Consider the following 23,573-nt stretch of genomic DNA (forward strand, 5'->3'; position numbering starts at 1 on the left):
GCGCCGTGTCGCGGCGTGGGGCGGCTGCGTCCCGCGGACGCAGCCGGTCATGCGGACCCGCGGGTGCGGGTCCGCTTGGTATCAGGTCGCATCCTTCTTCGCAGAGCGCGACTGCTTGCCGGATTTCTTCACGGCCGGCGGCGGCGAATCGGCGTCGCGTCCGTCGTTCTTTTCATCGGACGATTCCTGCGTCGCCTTGCCGTCGGCGTTCTTTTTCGCATCTTTGGCCGCAGGCGCGAGCTTGTTGAACGCCACGGTGTCGGTCGCCTTGTCGTAATCGACTTCGACGCGATCGCCGGACTGCAGCTTGTCGGCGAGAATCTCCTTCGCCAGTTTCGTCTCGATGATCTGGCGCACCTGCCGCTTCAGTTCGCGCGCACCGAACTCCGGCTGATAGCCGGCTTCGGTCAGATGCTCGACGAGCGAGTCGCCCATCACGAGCGTGATGTCTTGCGCGGCGGCGGTGCGCACCACGCGGTCGAGCTGGATTTGCACGATCGAGCGGATGTTTTCCTTCGACAGTGCATGGAACACGATCACCTCGTCGATCCGGTTCAGGAATTCGGGGCGGAAATGGCCCTTCAGCACCTGCATCAGTTGCTCGCGGATCGCTTTGTCGGTTTTGCGCGCGGCTTCGGGCTGCGTGAGGTTGTCCATGATGATCGCGGCGCCGAGGTTGCTCGTCGCGATGATGATCGTGTTGCTGAAGTCGACCACGCGGCCCTTGCCGTCGGTGAGCCGGCCGTCGTCGAACACTTGCAGCAGCACGTTGTAGACGTCCGGATGCGCCTTTTCGATCTCGTCGAGCAGGATCACGCTGTACGGGCGACGGCGCACCCGCTCGGTGAGCTGGCCGCCTTCGTCGTAGCCGACGTAACCGGGCGGCGCGCCGATCAGCCGCGCAACCGCATGCCGCTCCATGTATTCGGACATGTCGATCCGGATGATCGCCTGCTCGTCGCCGAACACGGTCTCGGCGAGCGCCTTGGCGAGCTCGGTCTTGCCGACGCCGGTCGGCCCGAGGAACAGGAACGTCGCGATCGGCCGGTGCGTCTGCCCGAGGCCGGCGCGCGACAGCCGAACCGCGTCGCTGACGGCGACTACCGCATCGTTCTGGCCGACCACGCGCTCGCGCAGTTGCTCTTCCATCTTCAGCAGCTTCTGGCGCTCTTCCTGCGTGAGCTCGGATACCGGAATACCGGTCAGCCGCGACACGACCTCGGCGACCGATTCGACCGTCACCTCCAGCGTTTCGGACCCGGTCTTGCGCTGCCACGCTTCCATCTTTTCGTCGAGCGACTTCTGCTTCGCGTTGATCTGCTCGTCGAACTGCTTCGCTTCGTCGAATCGCTTGCGCGACGTCGCATAGTCCTGCTCGCGCTTCAACTGCGCGATCTGCGCTTCGGCTTCCTGGATGTCGACCGGGCGCGACGTCGCGCCGATGCGCACACGCGCGGCGGCCTGATCGATCAGGTCGATTGCCTTGTCGGGCAGGAAACGCGCGGTGATGTAGCGGTCGGCGAACTCGGCGGCCGCGACGAACGCGTCGTCCGCGAACGTGACCTGATGGTGCGCCTCGAGGCTGTCGCGCAGCCCGCGCAGGATCACGATCGTCTGCTCGACGCTCGGCTCCGGCACGAACACCGGCTGGAAACGTCGTTCGAGCGCCGCGTCCTTCTCGATGTGCTTCTGGTATTCGTTCAGCGTGGTCGCACCGATCAGGCTCAGCTCGCCGCGCGCGAGCGCCGGCTTCAGGACGTTCGCGATGTCGAGGCCGCCTTCGCCGCCGCCCTGGCCCGCGCCGACGATCGTGTGCAGCTCGTCGATGAACAGGATCAATTCGTCGTGCTTCGCGGTGACTTCGTCGATCAGCTGCTTCGCGCGTTCCTCGAATTCGCCGCGATACTTCGCGCCGGCAACCATCGAGTTGATGTTCACTTCGACGAGCCGCTTGCCACGCAGCACTTCCGGCACGTCGCCGTTCACGATCCGCTGCGCGAGCCCTTCGACGATCGCGGTCTTGCCGACGCCCGGCTCGCCGATCAGCACCGGGTTGTTCTTCTTGCGGCGCGCGAGCACTTCGATCGTGCTTTCGATTTCCTGCGCGCGGCCGAGCACCGGATCGAGCTTGCCCTGGCGTGCGATCGCGGTGAGGTCGCGGCCGAACTTGTCGAGGTTCGGCGTGCCGGTCGGCGCGTCGACGCGGCCGTCTTCCGCGCCCTTGCCAACGACTTTCACGACCTTCTGGCGCAGCGCTTCCGGCGTCACGCCGTATTTCTTCAGCAGCGTGCCCGCGATGCTGTCCGGGACGGCCGCAAGACCGATCAGCAGGTGCTCCGGGCCGATGTACGAGTGGCCGAGATCGCGCGACGCCTGGAATGCGTGCTGCACGGCCTTCTTCACGCGCGGCGAGATCGTGAGCTTCTCGAGCGATGCGTCGGGCGACGCGGCGCCGGTATGGGCGTGCTCGTCGATGTACGCCTTCAGGTCCTGCGGGGAAAGCTTCAGCTCCTTGAGCAGCGCCGCGCACACGTCGGTGTCCGCGAGCGCGTACAGCAGGTGTTCGGTATCGAGTTCGCTGCGGCGCAACGCGTGCGCCTTCTCGGCCGCGCGCTGCAGCAGTTCGAGCGTCTGCTCGCTGAATGCGTCGGTCGGGTCGACCGATTCGCGCGGAATCTCGGCGGCGAGAGGCGGCTCGTCGCCCGCCGCGCCGAACAGCGACGGCGATCCGCCGCCCAGCAGCGAATCGAACGGGTTGAGCATGCTCTGATGCCGCATCAGCTGGCGGAAGTGGTAGTCGCAGATCGAGATCGTCTTGCGCTCGCCGTCCTGCATTACGGTGGCGCGCGCGACGGCCGGACGGGCGTGACAGATATCGCAAAGTGCGGGCATGGTGGTCTTGCTCCTGTCAATCAACGTGGAACGAAAGGTAAGTCCCGATGCGATATCGCGCACGGGGGCGTCCACTGCACGACGCGGCCGGCGGCGCGCGCGTCGCGCCGACGCCATCGCGCAGTGCTCGTCGGTACGAACCGGGCCGTCGCTCGACGGCGGCAACACCGGTGCTGCACCGAGCCCGCGGCATCACTTCGACTGCTTTCAAAATAGCGAATCGGCCCGTGGCCTCCAAGACACAGTTCCGCAGCGGCGCGGCCGTGAATTGCACCCTGGCATGCAGGGGCTCGCGATATGCAAAGAGTACAGACAAGCGGGCAGACGCGTGCTGTGAGCGCGGGCAGGCGATGCGCGCGGCGGCGCGGCGCGCGAACGGCGGTGCGGCGTCGACGCACGGGATGACGGTAGATGCCGGATGCAAGCGTGCGCGCGCCGAAATACCGCGCAGGCAAATTCGCGCGAACGCGCGAAGCGGCCATGTGCGCAGTGGCGCCCGGCGAGCCGCTCGCGCGCCGCGATGGACGCGCGGCGCGATGCCGGCGGCGGAGTGGACAGGTTGCACGGTACGGGCCGGACAGCGCGCGACCGTGGCGACCGGCGTCAGTCGGAGAGTGTCATCGCGAGCCGCTGTCGCGCGATCTGCTTCACGTCGGCCGACAAAGCCGCGTCCTGCAGACCATTGGCCCAAACGGAAAACGAATCCTCGATCAGGTTGCGTGTGTCGGGCGGCAGTTCGGCCAGCATCAGCGACACGACGGTGAACAGCACGGCGGTGTCGCCGGCCTGGCGGCTTGCGTTCGCGTCCACAGCCTGCTTCAGGCTGTCGACCGATGCTTGCAGCGCCTGTAATGCGTCATTCGATTCGCTCATGGCTCGCTCCATGCAAGATGGTTCGGTCGGCGACGAACGTGCGGCCGGCGACGCGGCCGATGCGCGCGCGACGCCGGTCGGACGTCGCGTGCGGCGCGGGACGTCAGGCCGCCGCGTTGGCCTGCGGCGCCACGGCCACCGATGCCTCGCTCGTCAGCATCAGGAACGTGAACGTTTCGCGCAGGTACAGGCGCACGACCTTGTCGGTATGGCTCGTGTAGCCGATCGACACGTCTTCGCCGAGGTGCAACTCGTAATCGCCGCCGCGGGTCGACAGCACGCAGCCGCCGCTGATCGCCGGCGCCCAGATGATCTCGCCGCTGACGATGCGCTTGATGTGGCCGAGCACCGGATAGCCCTGGTCGCGCGCTTCGCTGAGCGCCGTGTAGGCGTCAGAGCCGAGCACGACCGAGTACGGGCCGTCGACGCCCGCGAGCCGCAGTGCTTCAAGCGCGTCGCTGATCGCATCCGGATACGCGCCGACGTCGGTCGGCAGCGTCAGCTTGCGGTTCGACGTGCCCTCGCGAATGCCGACGATCCCCGCAGCCTGGTAGCCGTCGAAGATCGCGCCGTCTTCGGCGAACGCGAGGCGCTGCGCGGCGTCCTTCGCCGGCTGCCAGTCGGCATCGCGCGCGCCGCGCTCGACGCTGTCGATCGCATCGCGGCTCAGTTCGAACGGCACCGTCAGCTCGACGATCGTGCGGACTTCGCGCAGCCGCGCGCTCACCAGCTCGCGGGGTGCGGCCACGTCGAGCAGGTGCCCGGTGCCGACAGCCGCCAGTTCGGGGCCGGCCGGCCCCTCGACGTCGACGACGCGACGCCCGGCCACCGAGCGCTTGAACGTGCGTGCGACTTCTTCCTCGATCTGCTCCCACGCAGACGACGAAATGGGGGCGAGTTCGCGGTGCAGGTTATTCATAGGCTTTGACTCCTTTCAGCGATCCGATATTCAGCGAGCCGTCACGATGCGGCGCGGAGGACGACGGTACAGGCAGCGCGGCGTCGGCGGCCGGGGCAGGGCGATCGGCCAGCGCTTCGAGCAGGTCGGCCGACGGCACGAAGAACAGCGAGCCGGTGACCGCGCGGCTGAAGTCGAGCAGTCTGTCATAGTTGCCCGGCGGCCGACCCACGAACATGTTCTCGAGCATTTGCTCGATCGGCGCCGGCGAGCGCGCGTAGCCGATGAAGTAGGTGCCGAATTCGCCTGAACCGGGGCGGCCGAACGGCATGTTGTCGCGCAGGATCTTCACTTCCTGCCCGTTTTCGTCAAGGGTCGTCAGTGAGCTGTGCGAGCACGACGGCTTCACGTCCGGCGGGAGCTCGATGTCGGACAGCTTCGTGCGCCCGATGATGCGCTCCTGCGTCTCGACCGCGAGCGCGTTCCAGCCGGCCATGTCGTGCAGGTACTTCTGCACGATCACGTAGCTGCCGCCCGCGAATTCCGGATCCTCGTCGCCGATCACGGTGAAGTCGACCGCCTCGCGGCCTTCCGGGTTCTCGGTGCCGTCGACGAAGCCGATCATCGCGCGCTGGTCGAAGTTGCGGAAGCCGTGCACCTCGTCGACGACCGTGACCGCGTCGCCGAGCGCGTTGAGCAGCTGCGTCGCGAGTTCGAAGCACAGGTCCATCGCATCGGCGCGGATGTGCAGCAGGATGTCGCCGGGCGTCGCGATCGCGACGCGCTGGCCGGCGCCGAACTCGCGGAACGGATGCAGCGCTGCGGGGCGCGGCTCGCCGAACAGCGCATCCCATGCGGTAGCGCCGAAGCCGCACACGCAGGACAGGTTGCCCTCGGGCACGCGCTTGCCGACCGAGCGCACGAGCGCGGCGATGTCGCCGCACCACCCGCGGATTCTGTCGGCGCGGTCGGCGCCGGGATTGACGGTTGCGACGAGAAAGATCGCGCTGCGCGTGATCGGGCTGTGCACGGCCTGGGAAAGCGGGGGACGGGTTTGCATCGCGGGCCGCCGGTCAGTCATGTCGGAACGGACGGGCCGCGGCTACCGCGGCGCGCGAGGGCGAACGGTTGGACTGTGTCATGCGACTGTTCTCTTTGTGACATGCGGATGAACGACGTTGCGCGCGCATCGCGCAACGGGCCGCAGCGGCGGCCTGCCGGCCGGGCGCGAAAGGGAGGCAGGCAGGTAGCCGCGCGTTCGCCCGGTGCGGGACCTGCTGCACCTGTAACGTCGTCGAGCCTGCAATCTAGCAGCTTCGGCGGGTCTTTGGAACACGTATCGACGATCTGTCATTCGAATGGGTTGATCGAGGTCCGATCCGGCGCAATGCGCGCGCAACTGTACTCCTGACGCCGGCGGCGCGGTGCTTCCGAGCAGCTATTGCGCGTGCGGCAAATCAGGTTCGCAGAGCGCGCCGCACGCGTGAGCGTGCGTTGCAGTGCGCGGCCCTAGCCCGCCGCATCGACAGGCTCGCACCTTGCTCGAACAGCGCGACGGTGATTCCCACCGTATCCGCTTTCGACAAGGAGGGCCTGACATGAAAGCAGTTGTCTTTCACGGCATCGGCGACATTCGCATCGACACGGTGCCCGACCCGCAAGTCTCGCAACCGACCGACGCGGTCGTGCGGCTGACGGCCAGCGCGATCTGCGGCACCGACCTGCACATGGTGCGCGGCACGCTCGGCGGCATGAAGCCGGGCACGATTCTCGGTCACGAGGGCGTCGGCATCGTCGAGGCGGTCGGGCGCGACGTGCGCAATCTCAAGCGCGGCGATCGCGTGCTGATTCCATCGACAATCGCGTGCGGCAGCTGCGCGTATTGCCGCGCCGGCTACACCGCGCAATGCGACGTCGCGAACCCCGGCGGCCCGCTCGCGGGCACCGCGTTCTTCGGCGGTCCTGCCAGCACGGGCCCGTTCGACGGGCTGCAGGCCGAATACGCACGCACGCCGCTGGCGAACGCGAGCCTGATCCGTCTGCCCGACGCGATCGACGACGACCGCGCGATCCTGATGTCCGACATCTTTCCGACCGGCTATTTCGGCGCGCAGCTCGCGGAGGTGAAGCCCGGCGACACGGTCGCCGTGTTCGGCGCCGGGCCGGTCGGTCAGTTCGCGATCGCGAGCGCGAAGCTGATGGGTGCGGGGCGCGTGATCGCGATCGACCGCATCGCGTCGCGGCTGGAGATGGCTTGCGCGCAAGGCGCCGAGACCATCGACTTCTCCGACGAAGACCCGGTCGACACGGTGCTGCGGCTCACCGGCGGGATCGGCGTCGATCGTGTGATCGACGCGGTCGGTGTCGATGCGATGCGCGCGACGCACGGGCCGGCCGCGGCCGACCAGGACGCCGCGCGCGCGTTCGACGCGGAAGTCGACGCCCTGGCGCCCCGCCGCAAGCCCGATGGCCGCAACTGGGTGCCGGGAGACGGGCCGTCGCAGGTGCTGCAATGGGCGGTGCGGGCGGTTGCAAAGGCCGGCACGGTCTCGGTGATCGGCGTGTATCCGCCGCAGGCGCGCGTATTCCCGATCGGCGAGGCAATGAACCGCAACCTGACGATCAAGATGGGCAACTGCAATCACCGCACCATCACGCCGCATCTGATCGAACTGGTGCGCAGCGGCGCGTTCGATCCGGCGTCGGTGCTCACGCGCCGCGAGCCGCTCACGAACGCGATCGATGCGTATCGCGCGTTTGACGTGCGCGAGCCCGGCTGGATGAAAGTGAAGCTGACGCCGTGACGCGGCGAACCCGACAAGGAGCAATGCGATGAACCAGATGAACGAACGCTACGACAACTGCATGGCCGCTTGCGACGCGTGCGCGCATGCGTGCGATGCGTGCGCGGCCGGATGTCTCGCGGGGCCCGATACGCAACAACTGACGGACTGCATCGCGCTCGATATCGAGTGCGCGCAGCTGTGCCGTTTTGCGTCGGGGGCAATGGCGCGCCGCAGCGTGCTCGCGCCGCGCATCTGCACGCTGTGCGCGCATGCGTGCGACCTGTGCGCGGCCGAATGCCGGCGGCATACGCACGAGCATTGCCGCCGCTGCGCGCTCGCGTGCGAATCCTGCGCGGCGATGTGCCGGGCGATGGCCGAATGACCAAAAACGGCCCACGCTCAACGCGTGCCGCCGTGAACCTTCTGTGCGACGCGCTGCAGCAGCGCATCGAGAACCGCCATCTCGACGGGCTTCACGAGGTGATCGTCGAAGCCCTCGCTTGCCGTGCGCGCGCGATCGGACGGGCACGCATGACCCGATAGCGCAACGCATGCCATTCCGGCGAGCGTGTCGATCGAGCGCAGTTCGTGGAGCAACGCGAAGCCGTCGATGTCCGGCATCGACAGATCGATCAGCATCAGGTGCGGAACGGTTTCGCGCGCGAGCGCGAGCGCTTCGTCCGCGTCGTATGCGGCGCGTGCGTCGTGCCCCTTCACCTGCAGCAGCACCGCCAGCGTATCCGCCGAATCGCGGTTGTCGTCGACGACGACCACGCGCAGCGGCGCGGGCGCCGCATGCTCGGGCGGGTGTGGTGCGGGCGCTTCGACGCGCGCGGTCGGGTCGACAGGCAGTCGCACGGTAAACGTCGAACCGCGGCCGGGACCGTCGCTTGCGGCCGAGATCATCCCGCCGTGCAGCTCGACGAACGACCGGCAGATTGCGAGGCCGAGCCCGAATCCGTCGGACGGGCGCCGGCCCGCCGTCGCGTCCTGTTCAAACAGGTCGAAGATCTTGTCGAGCGACCCCGCCGCGATCCCGACACCCCGATCCGTCACGCGAATCGCGACGCCGGAAGCATCGACGCTTGCGCTGACGTCGATGCGCGCGCCGCGCGGCGAGAATTTCGATGCGTTGTCGAGCAGGTTGTGCAGCACCTGTACGAGCCGTGCGGCGTCGCCGCGCGCGACGACCGGATCGGCCGGCAAGTCGACGTGGATGTGCTGTTCGCGCGCGGCCAGCTTCGGCTGGATGCTTTCCACGCCGCGACACACGAGGTCGCGCACGGTCACCGGCGCGTTGTCGAGGTGGAGCTTGCCTGCCGTGATGCGGCCGACGTCGAGCAGATCGTCGACGAGCCGCGTCAGCTGCCCGACCTGGCGGTGCACGGCGTCGCGGCATTGCGCGAGCGCCGGCGCGGGATCGGGCAGGCTTTGCAGCACGCCGACCGAGTGGCGCAACGGCGCGAGATGATTGCGCAGTTCATGCGCGAGCATCGCGATGAACACGCTGAGCCGGTGCGTCGACGCTTCGAGTTCGGCGAGCCGCTTGCGCTCCGTCATGTCGCGCGTGATCTTGATGAAGCCGGCCAGTTGGCCGGCCGCGTCGCGCACGGCCGTGATGGTGACGCTCGCCCAGAACAACGTGCCGTCCTTGCGCACGCGCCAGCCTTCGTCCTCGAAGTGGCCGTGCGAGACCGCTTCCTGCAGCCCGTACGCGGGGCGGCCGGCGGCGATCGCTTCGGCCGGATAAAAGCGCGAAAAGTGATGACCGACGATCTCGGCCGCGCGGTAGCCCTTGATGCGTTCCGCACCGCGGTTCCACGTGGCGACGTTGCCCTGCGGGTCGAGCATGAACACCGCGTAGTCCGTGATCGCGCCGACGACGGTCTCGAAGCGGAATTCGGCGAAGCGGTGCAGCAGATCCCGCGCGTCGGCGGCGGGGCCGGGCGGCACATGCGGATCGGTAATGGCGTGGTCTTTTGTCATCGGAACGGCAACTCGAAGGGTGCGGACAAAACCCGCCCTGCCACCTGTCGGCCGGGCCGGCGGCGGCAATTGAAACCGGATTGATTCCCGCAACAGCATACGGGAACACGATTCACCTGAGCAATGACTGCGCATTGCCCGTGCCGCGCGGCTCGTTGCGGGCAACTGTCGCGGTCGCGTGCCGTGCCGGCGGCAACGTGGCACGCCGATTGCGTGCGACGCCCCCCGCAGGCCGCGGCATGGCGCGCGAATGCCAATGGCGCCGCGGCCCGGCGCTACACGAGGACACCGACATGAACAGCACGTTGAATCCCGACAACGACCCGGTCGGCCCGGACGATGACAATGCGCAGCGCGGCCGCGACGGCCGCGCGCTGGGACCGAGCGACTCGTCCGACAGCGGCAGCGACACGGCGGGCGCGCGGCGGCATCCGTTCGACGTCGATTCGCCGCTCGACGAACATGCGCTGGAACGCGGCGACGCGTCGCTCGACAGCGATACGGACCGCGCTGGCACCGGCGAACGCGCATCGGCGGACGGCGATGCTGGGCTGGAGGACGCAGCCGACATCGAGCCCGACCGCACCGAGCGGCTGAGCGAGCCGGGCAGCACGGAAGACGCCGACTTGCCGCGGGAGCCTGGTGCGGGCGGCGCATAGGGTCCCCGATCCCGCCGGAAATTGGGCAAAAAGTGCAATCGCATTGCAGATAGGGACGGGGCCGGCCAGCGACGCATGGCAGGCGCTGGCGCGCTTGCGGTTTTGAAACCGGCGGCCCGGTCCACGCCGGGTGCAACGGTATGAAACGCTACGGAACGCCAGACATCGCGATGCCGGCTGCGGACACGTCCGCGCCGCCGCAGCCGCTTCGGCCGCGAACGCGGCACGCGGCTTGCAACGATCCTTCGAACGCGCATCGCGTCGCGACATGGGGCCGTGCGCGGCACAGGCGCGATCAAGGAGGGACACGACGATGCAACGACGATATCCCGGGCGGCAGCGCGAAGGTGGCGGGCCGCCGGACTGGCAGGAACGCGGCGCACCCGCATACCGCGGCGCCGGCGAGCGCGATTTTCGCGGCGGTGAAGCCGAGCGCCATGACGCCGACTATGAATCCGCGTATCGGCGCTTCGTGAGCGAGGACGTCGGGCCGGAAGACCGGGGCAGCGAATGGAGCGAGCGCTCGGCGCGCCCGGCGGCCGAGCAACCGCTGCGCGGCGCGACCCACTGGCGCGACGCGCCGGCCGGCGCGCGCGATCCGGCGTGGGAGGCGGAGCGCGGTTACGGTCATCGCGGCAGCAGCAATGCCGCGCGCGAAAGCGGCGAGGGGCGCTACGGTGGCGAAGGGCGCCATGGCGGTGAGGGCCGCTATGGTGGCGAAGCGGGCTACGGCGGCGACCGGCCGGGGGTGCGCGGACATCACCGGATGGGCTGGTACGGCGGCGAGCGCGATTACGATTCACGCGGCGCCGACGCGCCCGACCTGTCGCGTTTTGGCAGCGACGTGCAGCGCGAGCCGATGCGTCAGCGCCGTGGCCCGAAAGGCTATACGCGTTCGGACGAGCGAATCCGCGAGGACGTGTGCGAGCGGCTCGCGCATGCGCTGGATATCGACGTGAGCGACGTCACCGTGCAGGTGCGCGACGGCCGCGTCGAGCTCGACGGCACCGTGCCGTCGCGCTGGATGAAGCACGACATCGAGGACATCGCCGACAGCTGCATGTGCGTGCGCGACGTCGAGAATCGCGTACGTGTGCGCCGCGACGGCGAGCACGACACAGGGACGGTGCTCCATCCGTCGCAGCGCACCGTCACGCCGACGCTGCCGGCCGCGCGCGATCCGGAACCGGGCAGCGGCAGCGCGGCCGGCGCCGGGGCCGGTAGCGGCGCCGGCGGGAGCACGGCGGCCGACAGCGGCGCCGGCCGCGAACCGCGTCACTGACGGCCGATGCGCGGGACGACGATCCGATCACCAAGGAACCAGCCATCGCGCGCATGACGACCGGCACTGACGACCCGACGCGCGGCGAGCGCGAAGACCAGGACGATCGCGATTCACGCGACGAACGCGCGCGCCACACCGCAGGCGGCGTGCGCGCGGCCGCGTCCGACGATCCGAAGCGCGGGCTGCGCCTGCGCATCGCGGCCGAGCTGTGGCGCGCGATCTGGCATTACCGCGCGCGCGTGCTCGCGGCGATCGTGCTGCTGATCATGGCGAAGGCCGCGGCCGTGTCGGTGCCGCTGCTTCTGAAGGACATCGTCGACGGGCTCGGCCGTGCATCCGGGCAGCCGATCGCGCTGCCGGTGCTGCTGCTGTTCGCGTATGCGGTCGTGCGCTTCGCGGCCAATGCGCTGAACGAAGTGCGCGACATGACGTTCGTGCAGGTCACGCAGCATACGGTCGCCGCGTTTACGGTACGCACGTTCGGTCATCTGCACCGGCTGGGCGCGCGGTTCCACTCGCAGCGGGAGACCGGCGCGGTCGTGCGCGACCTCGAGAAGGGCACGGCCGGCATCGGCTACCTGCTGGGCGTCGCCGTGTTCACGGTCGTGCCGACCGCGATCGAGATCGGCTCGGTGCTCGTAATCGTGATCAGCAAGTACGGCGGCGGCTTCACGACGATCATCCTCATCACGTTCGCCGTCTATGCGGCGTATACGGTGGTGTTCACGCGGCGGCGCATGCGCTACCAGCGCCGCGTGAACGCACTCGAGGCCGAATCGAATTCGCGCGTGGTCGACAGCCTGCTCAACGTCGATACGGTGAAGTACTTCGCGCGCGAGGACGTCGAGCGCGGCCGGCTCGAACGCGTGCTCGACGAATGGCGCGATGCCGGCGTCGACAACCAGTACGCGCTGTCGGCGCTGCATATCGGGCAGAGCGCATGCATCGGCGCGGGGATCGCGGCGGTGATGCTGCTCGCCGGCCAGTATGTCGCGCGCGGCACGATGACGGTGGGCGATCTCGTGCTGATCAACGCGTACATCATTCAGATCAGTCTGCCGCTGAATGCGCTCGGTTTCGTGTTCCGCGAGGCGAACGACGCGCTGACGAACATCGAGCGGCTATTCGCGCTGCTCGATGCGCGCGGCAAGCCCGGCGAAGATGGCGACGTGCCCGGTGCGCAGCCGCTCGTGGTGCGCGGCGGCGCAATCGAATTCGAGCATGTCGACTTCGGCTACGAGCCGAGCCGGCAGATCCTGTGGGACGTGTCGTTTCGCATCGAGCCCGGACAGTCGGTCGCGGTGGTCGGCGGCAGCGGTTCGGGGAAGTCGACGCTCGCGCGGCTGCTGTTCCGGCTGTACCAGCCCGATGCGGGCATGATCCGGATCGACGGCCAGGACCTGCGCCTCGTGACCGAGCGCAGCCTGCGCGACGCGCTCGGCATCGTGCCGCAGGACACGATCCTGTTCAACGACACGCTCGCGTACAACATCGCGTACGGCAGGCGCGATGCGACGCGAGCCGACGTGGTCGCGGCCGCGCGCGGCGCGCAGCTCGACGCGTTCATCGAACGGCTGCCCGACGCGTACGACACGCGCGTCGGCGAGCGCGGCGTGCGGCTGTCGGGCGGCGAGCGGCAGCGCGTCGCGATCGCGCGTGCGTTGCTGAAGGCGCCGCCGATCGTCGTATTCGACGAGGCGACGTCGGCGCTCGATACGCGCTCGGAGCGCGCGATCCAGCAGGAACTGATGCGCGTGGCCGAGCATCGCACGAGCCTCATCATCGCGCACCGGCTGTCGACGATCGTCGATGCGGACCGCATCCTCGTGATGGAGCACGGCCGCCTCGTCGAGCAAGGCACGCACGACGAGCTGCTGGCCGAGAACGGCGTGTATGCGCAGATGTGGGCGTTGCAGGCGCAGCAGCGCGAACTCGAACGCACCGAGGCAAAGTTCGCGCGGCAGCCGGTGCGGATCAACCCGCTGGTCGCGCAGGTGCTCGACTCGCTCGCGGAGGCGGCCGCGACGCGCGGCGTGCCGGTGTTTCGCCAGCTGTCCGACGAAGATCTCGTCGTCAAGGCCGACCCCGCTGCGCTGCGCCGCTTGATCTGGGAGCTGTGCCGCGGCGGCATCGACGCGAGCGGCGGCGGGCAGGTCGAAGTGCGCACGGCGCGCCACGATCCCGACGCGCGCATCACGATCACGTGCGCGGGCGTCGACGTGCCGGAGCTGTCGCTGGCCGATCTCGAACTGCTGCAGCGCGCGATCGAGGAAGCGGGCGGCTACATCCTGCGCGAACGCGACGACATCGGCGTGACGTTGCACCTGTCGCTACCGATGTGCGCGGTGGCGCCCGCATCGATGCAACTGGCGGACGCCGGCGCCGCGACGCTCGCCGACACGAAGCCGCCGCTCGAAGGGTTGCGCATCGCGTGCGTCGACGATCACGACGAAGCGCGTGAAGCGCTGACCGCGCTGTTGAAGGTCGCGGGCGCCGACGTGCAGGCGTTCGCGTCCGGGCATGCGCTGCTCGACGAGCTGTGGCGCGCGCGCCGCGTCGACTGGCCGGCGCTGCTCGTCTGCGACATCGACCTCGGCGACGACGAGGAAGACGGCTACGCGGTGATGCGCCGCGTGCGCCAGCTCGACGCCGACCGCCCGCGCGACGGCCGCGCGCCCCTGGAGGCGCTGGCGTTGTCGGGCCACGCGCGCGACCGCGATCGCACGCGCGCGGTCGAAGCGGGGTTCCATGCGTACCTGACCAAGCCCGCGGTAGCGGCCGACCTGATCGCGGCGCTGCGTGCGCTCGCTTTTTCTTCCGGAGAGATCCATGCCGAACCTTCTGAACCCGACGAATACCGAAACCCTGACCGCGCGCCGCGGCGGTAGCGCGTTCGCCGACCGCCAGGCCGCGGTCGCGGCCGTCGAGCTGCTGCTGCCGACGTTGTCGGCCGCGTTGCAGAGCGACTTCGTCGGCGACAGCGGCTGCCTGCACATCGTGATCATGGATCCCGCGCTGGGGCCGCGCGACGCGGCGTTCGAGGACGCGATCCTGTACGAATTCTCGCTGCCCGACCCGAAGGACTGGGACGCCGATTATCGCGCGTACGCACGTGCGAAGGCGCGGCTGTCGTGGGAGACCGGTCGCGACGGCCATGTCGTGCAGGCGCTGGAGCCGTACCGGCTGCGCACGGGCGACACGAACCTGTGGGGCGCGGTGGCGCAGCACGGGATCGTGGTCGGCGTATCGGGCGCGCAGCCGTGGTTCGATGAGGCATTCGCCGGCTGCATCGCACACTGCCTGCGTGCGCTCGCGAAGCACCGCGCGCAGGCGACGCCGGACAGCCTCGCGATCTGAGCGCGCGCGGCCACGTTTTTACAGCCGGTTATAAAAAAGCCAGCGAAGCCGCGCCGCGGTGCGATACGGCGCGGGCTTCCGCGCAGTGGCATGCTTTTCGCTGTACCCCTGTAGGACGCTTGTCACGACAAGTGTCATCGCCACGATTCTTCGGACGCTACCAGGAGGTGCAAGTGAACGCGACTCACGATCCCGCCCGACCCACGCTCGCCGGCCGTACCGCACTCGTCACGGGCGGCGGCCGCGGCCTCGGCGAGGCCATCTGCGAGGAACTGGCGCAACACGGCGCGCACGTGATCGTTGCCGATCTCGACGGCGATCGCGCGGCGGCCGTCGCGCAGCGGCTCGAGCGGCACGGCGGCCAGGCGGTCGGACGGCCGCTCGACGTGCGCGACGAGGCGTCGGTGCTGCAGGTCGTGCACGACGCGCGCGAGGCGCTCGGCGATCTCGACATCGTCGTCAATAACGCGGCGATCGACGTGACCGCCCCGATCGACGACGTCAGCGTTGCCGCGTGGCAGCAGGTGATGATGACGAACCTGTTCGGCCCTTACCTGATGTGCCATGCAGCCGTGCCGATAATGAAGGCGCGCGGCCGCGGCCACATCGTGAACATCGCATCGACGGCAGCCAAGCGCGCATGGCCGAATGCGTCCGCGTATCACGCGACGAAGTGGGGGCTGCTCGGCTTGTCGCATGCGCTGCACGCGGAACTGCGGCCGGCCGGCGTGAGCGTGTCGGCGATCGTCGCCGGCGGGATGCGCACGCCGTTTCTGCTCGACCGCTTCCCCGACATCGACGAGGACACGCTGCAGCCGCCCGAACACGTCGCGGCCGCGGTGCGCTTCGTGCTGATGCAGCCGCCCGGCACGGTCGTGCCGGAGGTGATGGTGTTGCCGATGAAGGAGACATCATGGCCCTGAAGCGCGAACGGCGGCTGCCCGGCGCGGTGCTGCTCGACAAGGACGGTACGTTGCTCGAGAACGTGCCGTACAACGTCGACCCCGCGCAGATGCGGCTCGCGCCGGGCGCCGCGCGCGCGCTGCGCACGCTCGGTGCGACCGGCATGCCGATCGCGGTCGTGTCGAACCAGCCGGGCGTCGCGCTCGGCCATTTCGACGAATCACAGCTTGGCGCGGTCCGCCAGCGTCTCGCCGAACTGTTCGAAGCAAACGGCGCGGCGCTGGCGGATTTTTTTTACTGCCCGCATCACCCGGCGGGCACCGTGCCGCGCTATACCTGCGACTGTCTGTGCCGCAAGCCGCGCCCCGGCATGCTGCGCCGCGCGCTTGCGGCACTCGACGCCGTTCCGGAATGCAGCTGGATGATCGGCGACATACTCGACGACGTCGAGGCCGGCCACGGCGCGCGCTGCAGCACGATTCTCGTCGACTGCGGCAACGAGACCGAGTGGCGGATCGATGCGGTGCGCACGCCGCATCACGTGGTCGCCCGTCTCGATTCCGCGGCCGACATCGTCGCACGCGAGGCGACGCGCCGTCACGGCGTGTGGGGGCGGCAATGAGCGCCGCGTGGGAGCGCGCGCGCCGCATCCTGTGCGTGCGGCTCGACAGCCTCGGCGACGTGCTGATGACGACGCCGGCAATGCGCGCGCTGAAGGAAAGCGGCCACGACCGCCGGCTCACGCTGCTGACGTCGCGCACCGGCGCGGCGCTCGCGAACCATCTGCCGATGGTCGACGACGTGTGGACCTACGATGCGCCGTGGGTCAAGCATCCCGATGCGCGTGGCGATCCGGTCGCCGATCTCGACATGATCGACCAGCTGCTTGCGGGCCGCTTCGATGCGGCCGTGATCTTCACCGTGTACAGCCAGAGTCCGCTGCCGGCCGCGATGATGTGCTGGCTCGCGGGCATTCCGCTGCGGCTCGCGCATTGCCGCGAGAATCCGTATGAACTGTTGACCGATCGCGTGCCTGAAACCGAGCCGGATTCGCACGTGCGCCACGAAGTCGCACGGCAGCTTGCGCTGGTGCGCACGATCGGTGCGAAGACGTCCGACTGGCGCATGGCGTTCGAGCCGGGCGATACGGCGCGGCGCGCGCTGCATGCGCGCTTGCGCGGCGCGTTGCAACGCATCGGCGGCGCGCGCCGGCCGGGGCCCGGGCACGGGCGGTGGCTGGTCGTGCATCCGGGCGCGAGCGCGGCGTCGCGGCGCTGGCCCGCCGAACGCTTCGGAGACGCGGCTGCGCGGCTCGCGCCGCTGTTCGACGGCATCGCCGTGACCGGCAGCGCCGGCGAGCGCGCGCTCATCGAAGCGGTGTGCGAACGTGCCGGGCCGCGCGCGGTGCCGCTGGCCGGCGCGTTGCCGCTCGGCGAACTCGGCGCGCTGATCGAGGCGGCCGATCTGCTGCTGTCGAACAACAGCGGCCCCGTGCATCTCGCGGCCGCGCTCGGCACGCCGGTCGTCGATCTGTACGCACTGACCAACCCGCAGCACACGCCGTGGCGTGTGCCGCATCGCGCGTTGAACGTCGACGTGCCGTGCCGCAACTGCTATCGCAGCGTCTGCAACCAGCCGGGCCATCCGTGTCTGCTCGGCGTGAGTGTGGACGACGTCGTCGCGGCGACGCACGCGCTGCTGCGCGGCAGCGAACGCCATGCGCAGCGCGCCGCCGCGCGGGCTGCCGTCCATGGCGACGAGCCGGCTGCGGCGAACGCGTCGAACGTGATTCCCTTCGCGCACGTCATCACCAGGAGCTGACGCATGGCCGAACCGATTTATACGCTGGGCATCAACGCCGCGTTCCACGACAGCGCCGCATGTCTCGTGCGCGACGGCGTCGTGATCGCGGCGGCCGAAGACGAACGCTTCACGCACGTGAAGCATGCAAAGCGGCCGGTGCCGTTCTCGACGTGGGAGCTGCCGTTTCATGCGATCGACTACTGTCTCGCCGAAGCGGGCATCGTGCTCGCGGATGTCGACCACGTCGCGTATTCGTACGACCCGTGGCTCGAGCTCGATCGTCACGGCGACGCGCCCGAGCTGACGCTGCCGCTTGCGCCGTCCGCGCACGCGCCGCGCGCCGACGGCGCGTCGCCGTGGCATCCGCTGTTTCTTTCGTCGATCGTCAACGCGCCGCGCCAGCTCGCGGGCGGTGCGCCGCATCACCTGCAGCGGCGCTTTCGCGGCGTCGCGCACGACGGGCCGTTCCGCTGGCATTTCATCGAGCACCATCTCGCGCACGAGGCGAGCGCATTTCTCGCGGCGCCGTACGCGCACTGCGCGGTGATGACGATGGACGGCCGCGGCGAACGCGCGACGACGAGCTACGGGGTGTTCGACGGGCACGCGTACCGGCGGCTCGGCCAGGTCAACATGCCGCATTCGCTCGGCTTGCTGTACGAGCGGGTGACGACCTACCTCGGCTTCCTGCATTCATCCGACGAGTACAAGGTGATGGCGCTCGCGTCGTACGGCAAGCCGGTGTTCGCAGACGAGATGCGCAAGCTGGTGCGCTACGGCGGCGAAGGCCGCTACGAAATCAGCGGCGGCGATCTGGTCGCGCTGTTCGGGCCGGCGCGCGAGCGCGGCGGCCCGATCGAGCCACATCACTGCGACATCGCGCACGCGTTGCAGCTCGTGCTCGAGGAAACGACGCTGCAGGCGGTCGACTGGCTGGCGGCCGAAAGCGGCGAGAAGCAGCTTGCGATGGCGGGCGGCGTCGCGCTGAACTGCGTGATGAACGCGAAGATCCGCGATCGCGGCCCGTTCGACGACGTATGGGTGCAACCGGCCGCGGGCGATGCGGGCACCGCGCTCGGCGCCGCGCTGTGGACCGATTTCCGGATGCGCGGGATGCGCGGCGACTGGCGGATGGACCATGCGTACCTCGGGCCGTCGTACAGCGACGACGCGATCGAAGCGTTCGTGAAGGAAGCGCAGCTGCCGTACCGGCGGCTCGACGACGTCGCCGCGCAGACGGCCGAGCTGCTCGCGGCGAACCGGGTGATCGGCTGGTTCCAGGGCCGCATGGAGTTCGGGCCGCGCGCGCTCGGCGCCCGTTCGATCCTCGCGTCGCCGACCGATCCGCAGATGCAGCACAAGCTGAACCGGATCAAGGATCGCGAGGACTTCCGGCCGGTCGCGCCGGTCGTGCTCGAAAGCAAGGCCCACCACTGGTTCAACGGCGGCAAGCGCACGCCGCTGCGCGCGCCGTTCATGCTGTTCGTCTACGACGTCGCGCCGGGCGCGGAAGCCACGATTCCGGCGGTGCGCCATATCGACGGCACCGCGCGCGTGCAGACGGTCGACGAGCATCAGCACCCGTTACTGCATGCGCTGCTGTCCGAGTTCGACGCGCTGACCGGCGTGCCGGTGCTCGTGAACACGTCGTTCAACACACGCGGCGAGCCGATCGTCTGTTCGCCGCGCGACGCGATCGAATGCTTCTGGACCTCGCCGCTCGATGCGCTGGTGATCGGTTCGTTCCTGCTGGAGAAGCCGCGACATGAACATGCGTGACACGCAACTGCCGACGGTGGTGTCGGTTGTCGTGCCGACCTACCGGCGGCCCGACCTGCTCGAACGCTGCCTCGATGCGCTGTGCGTGCAGGTGTTCGATCCGACGACGTACGAGATCGTCGTCGTCGACGACGATCCGGCCGGCAGCGCGCGGCCCGTCGTCGATGCATGTCGCGCACGCGTGACCGACGTGCCGGCGATTCGCTACATGACGGCGCCCGATACGCAGGGGCCGGCCGGCGCGCGCAATGTCGGCTGGCGCAGCGCGCGCGGTGCGCTGATCGCCTTTACCGACGACGACACGATTCCCGACCCGACGTGGCTGAAGCACGGCGCGGCCGCGCTGCTTGCCGAACCGGCGGCGGTCGCGGCCGCGGGGCGCATTGACGTGCCGCTGCGGCCGCGCCCGACGGACTACGAGCGCGACGCGGCCGGACTCGCGCATGCCGAGTTCGCGACCGCGAACTGCTTCGTGCGCCGCGCCGCGCTCGAGCGCGTCGGCGGCTTCGACGAGCGCTTCACGCGCGCGTGGCGCGAGGATGCGGACCTGATGTTCGCGCTGCGCGAGCATGCGGGACCGATCGTCGACGTCGAGAGCGCGCGGATCGTTCATCCGGTGCGGCCCGCGCGGTGGGGCTCGAGCATCGGCGCGCAGTCGAAGGTGTATTTCGACGCGCTGCTGTACAAGAAGCATCGCGCGACCTACCGGCGCCATATCCGGCCGATGCCGCCGTGGAACTACTACGCGGCCGTGTTGTTCGCGCTCGCCGCGCTCGTCTGCTTCGCGGCCGGCTTGCGCGCGCCGGCCGCCGCGTGCGCGGCGGCATGGGCGGCGATCACGGCGGCGTTCTGCGTAAGGCGGCTGCGCGGCACGCGGCTTACGCCGTCGCACGTGGCCGAGATGATCGTCACGTCGATCGCGATCCCGCCGGTATCGCTGTACTGGCGCGTGCGCGGCGCGCTCCATTTCCGGGTGTTCTTCCTATGATGCTCGAATCCGCTCCGTCATCCGGCCCGATGCGCATCGCGGTCTTTCGCGCGCTGCAACTCGGCGACATGCTGTGCGCGGTGCCCGCGCTGCGCGCGCTGCGGCGCGGCGAGCCGGACGCGCGCATCACGCTGATCGGATTGCCGTGGGCGCGCGAATTCGCGTCTCGCTTCGCGGATTACATCGACAACTTCATCGCGTTCCCCGGCGCGCCGGGCCTCGGCGAACAACCGGATGCCGACCCGGCCGCGCGCGAGGCGTTCGTCGCCGAATGCCGCGCGCGCGACTTCGATCTCGCGATCCAGCTGCACGGCAGCGGCGTGCATACCAACGCGATCGTCGCGTCGCTCGGCGCGACGCGCACGGCCGGATTCATGCCGCCCGACGGCGGCGCGGCCGCGCTCGACTGCTCCGTCGTGTGGCGGGACAGCGAGCCCGAAGTCACGCGCTATCTGTCGCTCACGCGCAAGCTTGGTTACCCGGACTGGGGCGACTACCTCGAATTTCCGCTCGGCGGCCTCGACTACGCGCTGTGGCATGTGCTCTGCGACGAGCATGCGCTCGATCCCGGCCGCTACGTGATCGTCCATCCGGGTGCGCGCATGGCGTCGCGACGCTGGCCCGTCGAGCGGTTCGCGAGCGCCGCGCGGCAGCTCGCCGACGACGGCTGGCAGATCGTGCTGACCGGCACGCGCGGGGAACTCGCGCTCGCCAACGCATTCGCCGACCATCTCGGGCGGCCGTGCGTGAATCTGTGCGGCCGCACGCCGCTTGGCGCGCTGGCCGCGCTGATCGGCCGCGCGCGGCTGCTGTTGTGCAACGACACGGGCGTGTCGCATGTCGCGGCGGCGCTCGGTACGCCGAGCATCGTCGTCGCATGCGGCAGCGACACGGCCCGCTGGGCGCCGCTCGACGCGGACCGCCATCGCGTGCTCGCGAACTACCCGACCTGCCGGCCGTGCATGTTCGACACCTGTCCATACGGACACGAGTGCGCGACCGCGATCGGCGTCGGCGACGTGGTCGATCGGGCGGGCGAGCTGCTCGCGGAGGAGAGACGTCATGTCACGTAAGCGGTTGCGCGTGCTCACCTGGCACGTGCATGGCAACTATCTGTACTACCTGTCGCAGGCGCCGCACGATTTCTACATCGTGACGAAGCCCCAGCATCCGCCGGGCTATGCGGGGCGGGTCGGGCATTTGCCGTGGGGCGACAACGTGATCGAGGTGCCGGCCGAGTGCGTGCGCGACACCGAGTTCGACTGCGTGCTGTATCAGCATCACAGCCACTACGAACACGACCGCGTGCGCCTGCTGAGCGAAGCGCAGCGTGCGCTGCCGACGCTGTTCGTCGAACACGATCCGCCGCGCGAGCATCCGACCGACACGCTGCACCCCGTGCAGGATCCGAACGTGTTGCTGGTGCACGTGACCCCGTTCAACGCGCTGATGTGGGACAACGGCGTCACGCCGACGCGTGTGATCGAGCACGGCGTGCTGGTGCCGGGTGATGTTGAATATCACGGCACGCTGCCGAAGGGCGTGACGGTCGTGAACAACCTCGCGCGGCGCGGGCGGCGACTCGGCGCGGATCTGTTCGAGGACGTGCGTCGCAGCGTGCCGCTCGATCTGGTCGGAATGGGATCGGCGGAACTCGGCGGAATCGGCGAGGTGCCGAATCCGGCGCTGCCGCAATTTCTCGCGCACTACCGGTTCTTCTTCAATCCGATCCGCTATACGAGCCTCGGGCTGTCGGTGATCGAGGCGATGATGATCGGCATGCCGATCGTTGCGCTCGCAACGACGGAGATGGCGCAGCTCGTGCGCAGCGGCCGCAACGGCGTTGCCGACACGCGGCCCGCGGTGCTGATCGATGCGATGCGGACGCTGATCCGCGAGCCGGAGCTCGCGCGCGAATGGGGCGCGGCCGCGAAGCGCGACGCGTGCGAGCGGTTCGCGATCGACCGGTTCGCGCGCGACTGGGACAGCGCGTTGCGTGACATGACGTCGTAGCGCGCGTGGCCGCGCGAACGGCCGCGCGCGCTTACGGGCTCGGCACGCCAGGCGGCGTGGTCGCGCTTGCGGCGCCGGCTGTGCCCGTTGCACCGGCCGCAGCGCCGCTGCCCGCGCCGGACCCGGGCGCGGCCGTGCCGCTCGTCGCATTGCGTTCGTGTTCGGGCAGCAGTGCGAGCCGGTTGTAGAGCGTCTTCAGGCTGATGCCGAGCGCCTTCGCGGTGCGCGGCTTGTCGCCGTTGAAGTGCCGCAGCGACGCGACGATGAAGCGTTGCTGCGTGTGCGCGAGCGTCGTGCCGATGTGGAGCGTCATCGCGTTGTGGCGCACTTCCTCGCGGGGCGGCGGGCGGCGCGGCAACTGCAGTTCGATCTGCTCGTCGGCGAGTATGAACGCGCGCTCGAGCGCATTGCGCAGCTCGCGCACGTTGCCGGGCCATGTGTATGCGCGCAGCGCCTTCATCGCCTGCATCGACAGGCGCTTGCGCGTGCGGTGCCGCGCGTTCAATCGCTGGACGATCTGCAGCGCGATGTCGCCGACGTCGTCCTCGCGCTGGCGCAGCGCCGGCACGTGCAGTGCGATCGTCGCGATCCGGTAGAAAAGGTCCTCGCGCAGCCGGCCGCTGCGCACCGCTTCGACCGGATCGTGATGGGTGGCCGCGACGATCCGCACGTCGAGCGGAATCGCCTCGTGGCCGCCCACGCGCATGATCGTGTTGGTCTCGAGCGTGCGCAGCAGTTTTACCTGCAATTCCGCCGGCATTTCCGCGATTTCATCGAGAAACAGCGTGCCGCCGCGTGCGGCTTCGAACATGCCGACGTGTTGCGCGACCGCGCCGGTGAAGCTGCCTTTTTCATGACCGAACAAATGCGACTCCGCGAGGTCTTTGGGAATCGCACCGCAATTGACCGGAACGAACGGCCCGCGCCGGCGCGGGCTCATGTCGTGAATGAGCCGCGCGACGATATCCTTGCCGGCTCCGCTTTCGCCGACCACCAGCACACTCACGCGCGTTGCGGCGACGCGCGATATTTTCTGCAGCAAATCCTGGATTGTTCGCGAGCGGCCGAACAGTCGCGTGCCGTCATCGTCGGATTTCGACATGGGTATGACCGAGTTGGGAAGTTTTGACCGAAACCGTCGAGACAAGATGAAAAAATGACGCAATGAGCGTCGTTTTTCGTTTAACAAGCATACCGTTTACGGGTATTGCCAGAGATTGAATCTCGCAATGCGAGGTTCCCGAATAGATAGATTTATTCGATGAAGCGCGACTGCACGACACGCTTCTTCTATACTGCTAAACACTCGTTTGTCATGGCAGGACTGCTTGTCTGCTCGTTCGTGTGCCGT

19 protein-coding genes are annotated in these 23,573 nt (G+C 69.0%); 13 read left to right on the top strand and 6 right to left on the bottom strand.

The genetic code is table 11. The annotated features are described in order from the left end of the window. Positions 1-81: 81 nt before the first annotated feature. The 4 genes from KDW55_RS09200 to KDW55_RS09215 all read right to left on the bottom strand — a co-directional run bounded on the left by KDW55_RS09200 (position 82) and on the right by KDW55_RS09215 (position 5,744). On the bottom strand, positions 82-2,892 hold the full coding sequence (locus KDW55_RS09200; RefSeq protein WP_212161259.1) for an AAA family ATPase: 2,811 nt from the start codon (positions 2,890-2,892) through the stop codon (positions 82-84). A gap of 603 nt (positions 2,893-3,495) precedes the next feature. Continuing rightward, positions 3,496-3,765, bottom strand: coding sequence for a hypothetical protein (locus tag KDW55_RS09205; protein ID WP_069242158.1), 270 nt, complete (start codon positions 3,763-3,765; stop codon positions 3,496-3,498). Positions 3,766-3,868: 103 nt separating this feature from the next. After that, positions 3,869-4,684 (bottom strand): family 1 encapsulin nanocompartment shell protein, encoded by an 816-nt coding sequence (locus KDW55_RS09210; RefSeq protein WP_038570567.1) that lies wholly within the window; start codon positions 4,682-4,684, stop codon positions 3,869-3,871. Further along, positions 4,677-5,744 carry a Dyp-type peroxidase gene (locus KDW55_RS09215; protein WP_212161258.1) on the bottom strand — a complete coding sequence of 356 codons (1,068 nt, stop codon included), beginning with the start codon at positions 5,742-5,744 and terminating at the stop codon, positions 4,677-4,679. Before KDW55_RS09215 ends, KDW55_RS09210 begins: the two co-directional genes overlap by 8 nt. 517 nt (positions 5,745-6,261) lie before the next feature. On the opposite strand from KDW55_RS09215, the gene KDW55_RS09220 reads away from it, so the two are divergent. Continuing rightward, the gene (locus KDW55_RS09220; RefSeq protein ID WP_212161257.1) at positions 6,262-7,467 is read left to right on the top strand and encodes a zinc-dependent alcohol dehydrogenase; all 1,206 of its coding nucleotides are present in this window, start codon (positions 6,262-6,264) and stop codon (positions 7,465-7,467) included. A 37-nt stretch (positions 7,468-7,504) separates the two neighbouring features. Then, complete coding sequence (locus tag KDW55_RS09225) at positions 7,505-7,831, top strand: four-helix bundle copper-binding protein (RefSeq protein ID WP_212161288.1); 327 nt, start codon at positions 7,505-7,507, stop codon at positions 7,829-7,831. A gap of 17 nt (positions 7,832-7,848) precedes the next feature. Here KDW55_RS09225 and KDW55_RS09230 read toward each other — a convergent pair whose 3' ends face one another. After that, the gene (locus tag KDW55_RS09230) at positions 7,849-9,435 is read right to left on the bottom strand and encodes an ATP-binding protein (protein WP_212161255.1); all 1,587 of its coding nucleotides are present in this window, start codon (positions 9,433-9,435) and stop codon (positions 7,849-7,851) included. 293 nt (positions 9,436-9,728) lie between these two features. Between KDW55_RS09230 and KDW55_RS09235 the strand changes: the two genes are divergently transcribed. The 11 genes from KDW55_RS09235 (at position 9,729) to KDW55_RS09285 (ending at position 22,222) form a co-directional block, all read left to right on the top strand. Continuing rightward, entirely contained in the window at positions 9,729-10,094 is a 366-nt protein-coding gene (locus KDW55_RS09235) for a hypothetical protein (RefSeq protein ID WP_059546042.1), read from the top strand. A 313-nt stretch (positions 10,095-10,407) separates the two neighbouring features. Further along, positions 10,408-11,376 carry a BON domain-containing protein gene (locus KDW55_RS09240; RefSeq protein ID WP_212161254.1) on the top strand — a complete coding sequence of 323 codons (969 nt, stop codon included), beginning with the start codon at positions 10,408-10,410 and terminating at the stop codon, positions 11,374-11,376. A gap of 53 nt (positions 11,377-11,429) precedes the next feature. Beyond that, positions 11,430-14,267 (top strand): ABC transporter transmembrane domain-containing protein, encoded by a 2,838-nt coding sequence (locus tag KDW55_RS09245; RefSeq protein WP_249174047.1) that lies wholly within the window; start codon positions 11,430-11,432, stop codon positions 14,265-14,267. After that, a complete protein-coding gene (locus KDW55_RS09250) occupies positions 14,209-14,736 on the top strand; it encodes a hypothetical protein (protein WP_038570554.1) in 528 nt (175 codons plus the stop codon). Before KDW55_RS09245 ends, KDW55_RS09250 begins: the two co-directional genes overlap by 59 nt. A 173-nt stretch (positions 14,737-14,909) precedes the next feature. Next, positions 14,910-15,659 carry an SDR family oxidoreductase gene (locus KDW55_RS09255; protein WP_212161253.1) on the top strand — a complete coding sequence of 250 codons (750 nt, stop codon included), beginning with the start codon at positions 14,910-14,912 and terminating at the stop codon, positions 15,657-15,659. After that, positions 15,650-16,261 carry an HAD-IIIA family hydrolase gene (locus KDW55_RS09260; protein ID WP_038570552.1) on the top strand — a complete coding sequence of 204 codons (612 nt, stop codon included), beginning with the start codon at positions 15,650-15,652 and terminating at the stop codon, positions 16,259-16,261. The genes KDW55_RS09255 and KDW55_RS09260 overlap by 10 nt, the downstream gene beginning before the upstream one ends. Continuing rightward, positions 16,258-17,460 carry a glycosyltransferase family 9 protein gene (locus KDW55_RS09265; protein ID WP_212149342.1) on the top strand — a complete coding sequence of 401 codons (1,203 nt, stop codon included), beginning with the start codon at positions 16,258-16,260 and terminating at the stop codon, positions 17,458-17,460. Before KDW55_RS09260 ends, KDW55_RS09265 begins: the two co-directional genes overlap by 4 nt. Positions 17,461-17,463: 3 nt before the next feature. Continuing rightward, on the top strand, positions 17,464-19,221 hold the full coding sequence (locus KDW55_RS09270) for a carbamoyltransferase C-terminal domain-containing protein (protein WP_209825797.1): 1,758 nt from the start codon (positions 17,464-17,466) through the stop codon (positions 19,219-19,221). Next, complete coding sequence (locus KDW55_RS09275) at positions 19,208-20,209, top strand: glycosyltransferase family 2 protein (RefSeq protein ID WP_212161251.1); 1,002 nt, start codon at positions 19,208-19,210, stop codon at positions 20,207-20,209. The genes KDW55_RS09270 and KDW55_RS09275 overlap by 14 nt, the downstream gene beginning before the upstream one ends. Next, on the top strand, positions 20,206-21,282 hold the full coding sequence (locus KDW55_RS09280) for a glycosyltransferase family 9 protein (protein WP_038570517.1): 1,077 nt from the start codon (positions 20,206-20,208) through the stop codon (positions 21,280-21,282). The genes KDW55_RS09275 and KDW55_RS09280 overlap by 4 nt, the downstream gene beginning before the upstream one ends. Then, positions 21,272-22,222: a glycosyltransferase family 4 protein gene (locus tag KDW55_RS09285; RefSeq protein WP_038570514.1), complete on the top strand. Its 951-nt coding sequence runs from the start codon at positions 21,272-21,274 to the stop codon at positions 22,220-22,222. Before KDW55_RS09280 ends, KDW55_RS09285 begins: the two co-directional genes overlap by 11 nt. Before the next feature lie 31 nt (positions 22,223-22,253). Here the strand turns inward: KDW55_RS09285 and KDW55_RS09290 are convergent, their stop codons facing one another. Continuing rightward, entirely contained in the window at positions 22,254-23,324 is a 1,071-nt protein-coding gene (locus tag KDW55_RS09290; RefSeq protein ID WP_212161250.1) for a sigma-54 dependent transcriptional regulator, read from the bottom strand. Between the last annotated feature and the right edge of the window lie 249 nt (positions 23,325-23,573).

Source organism: Burkholderia sp. AU19243 (assembly GCF_018148075.1).
Lineage (GTDB): Bacteria > Pseudomonadota > Gammaproteobacteria > Burkholderiales > Burkholderiaceae > Burkholderia > Burkholderia latens_A.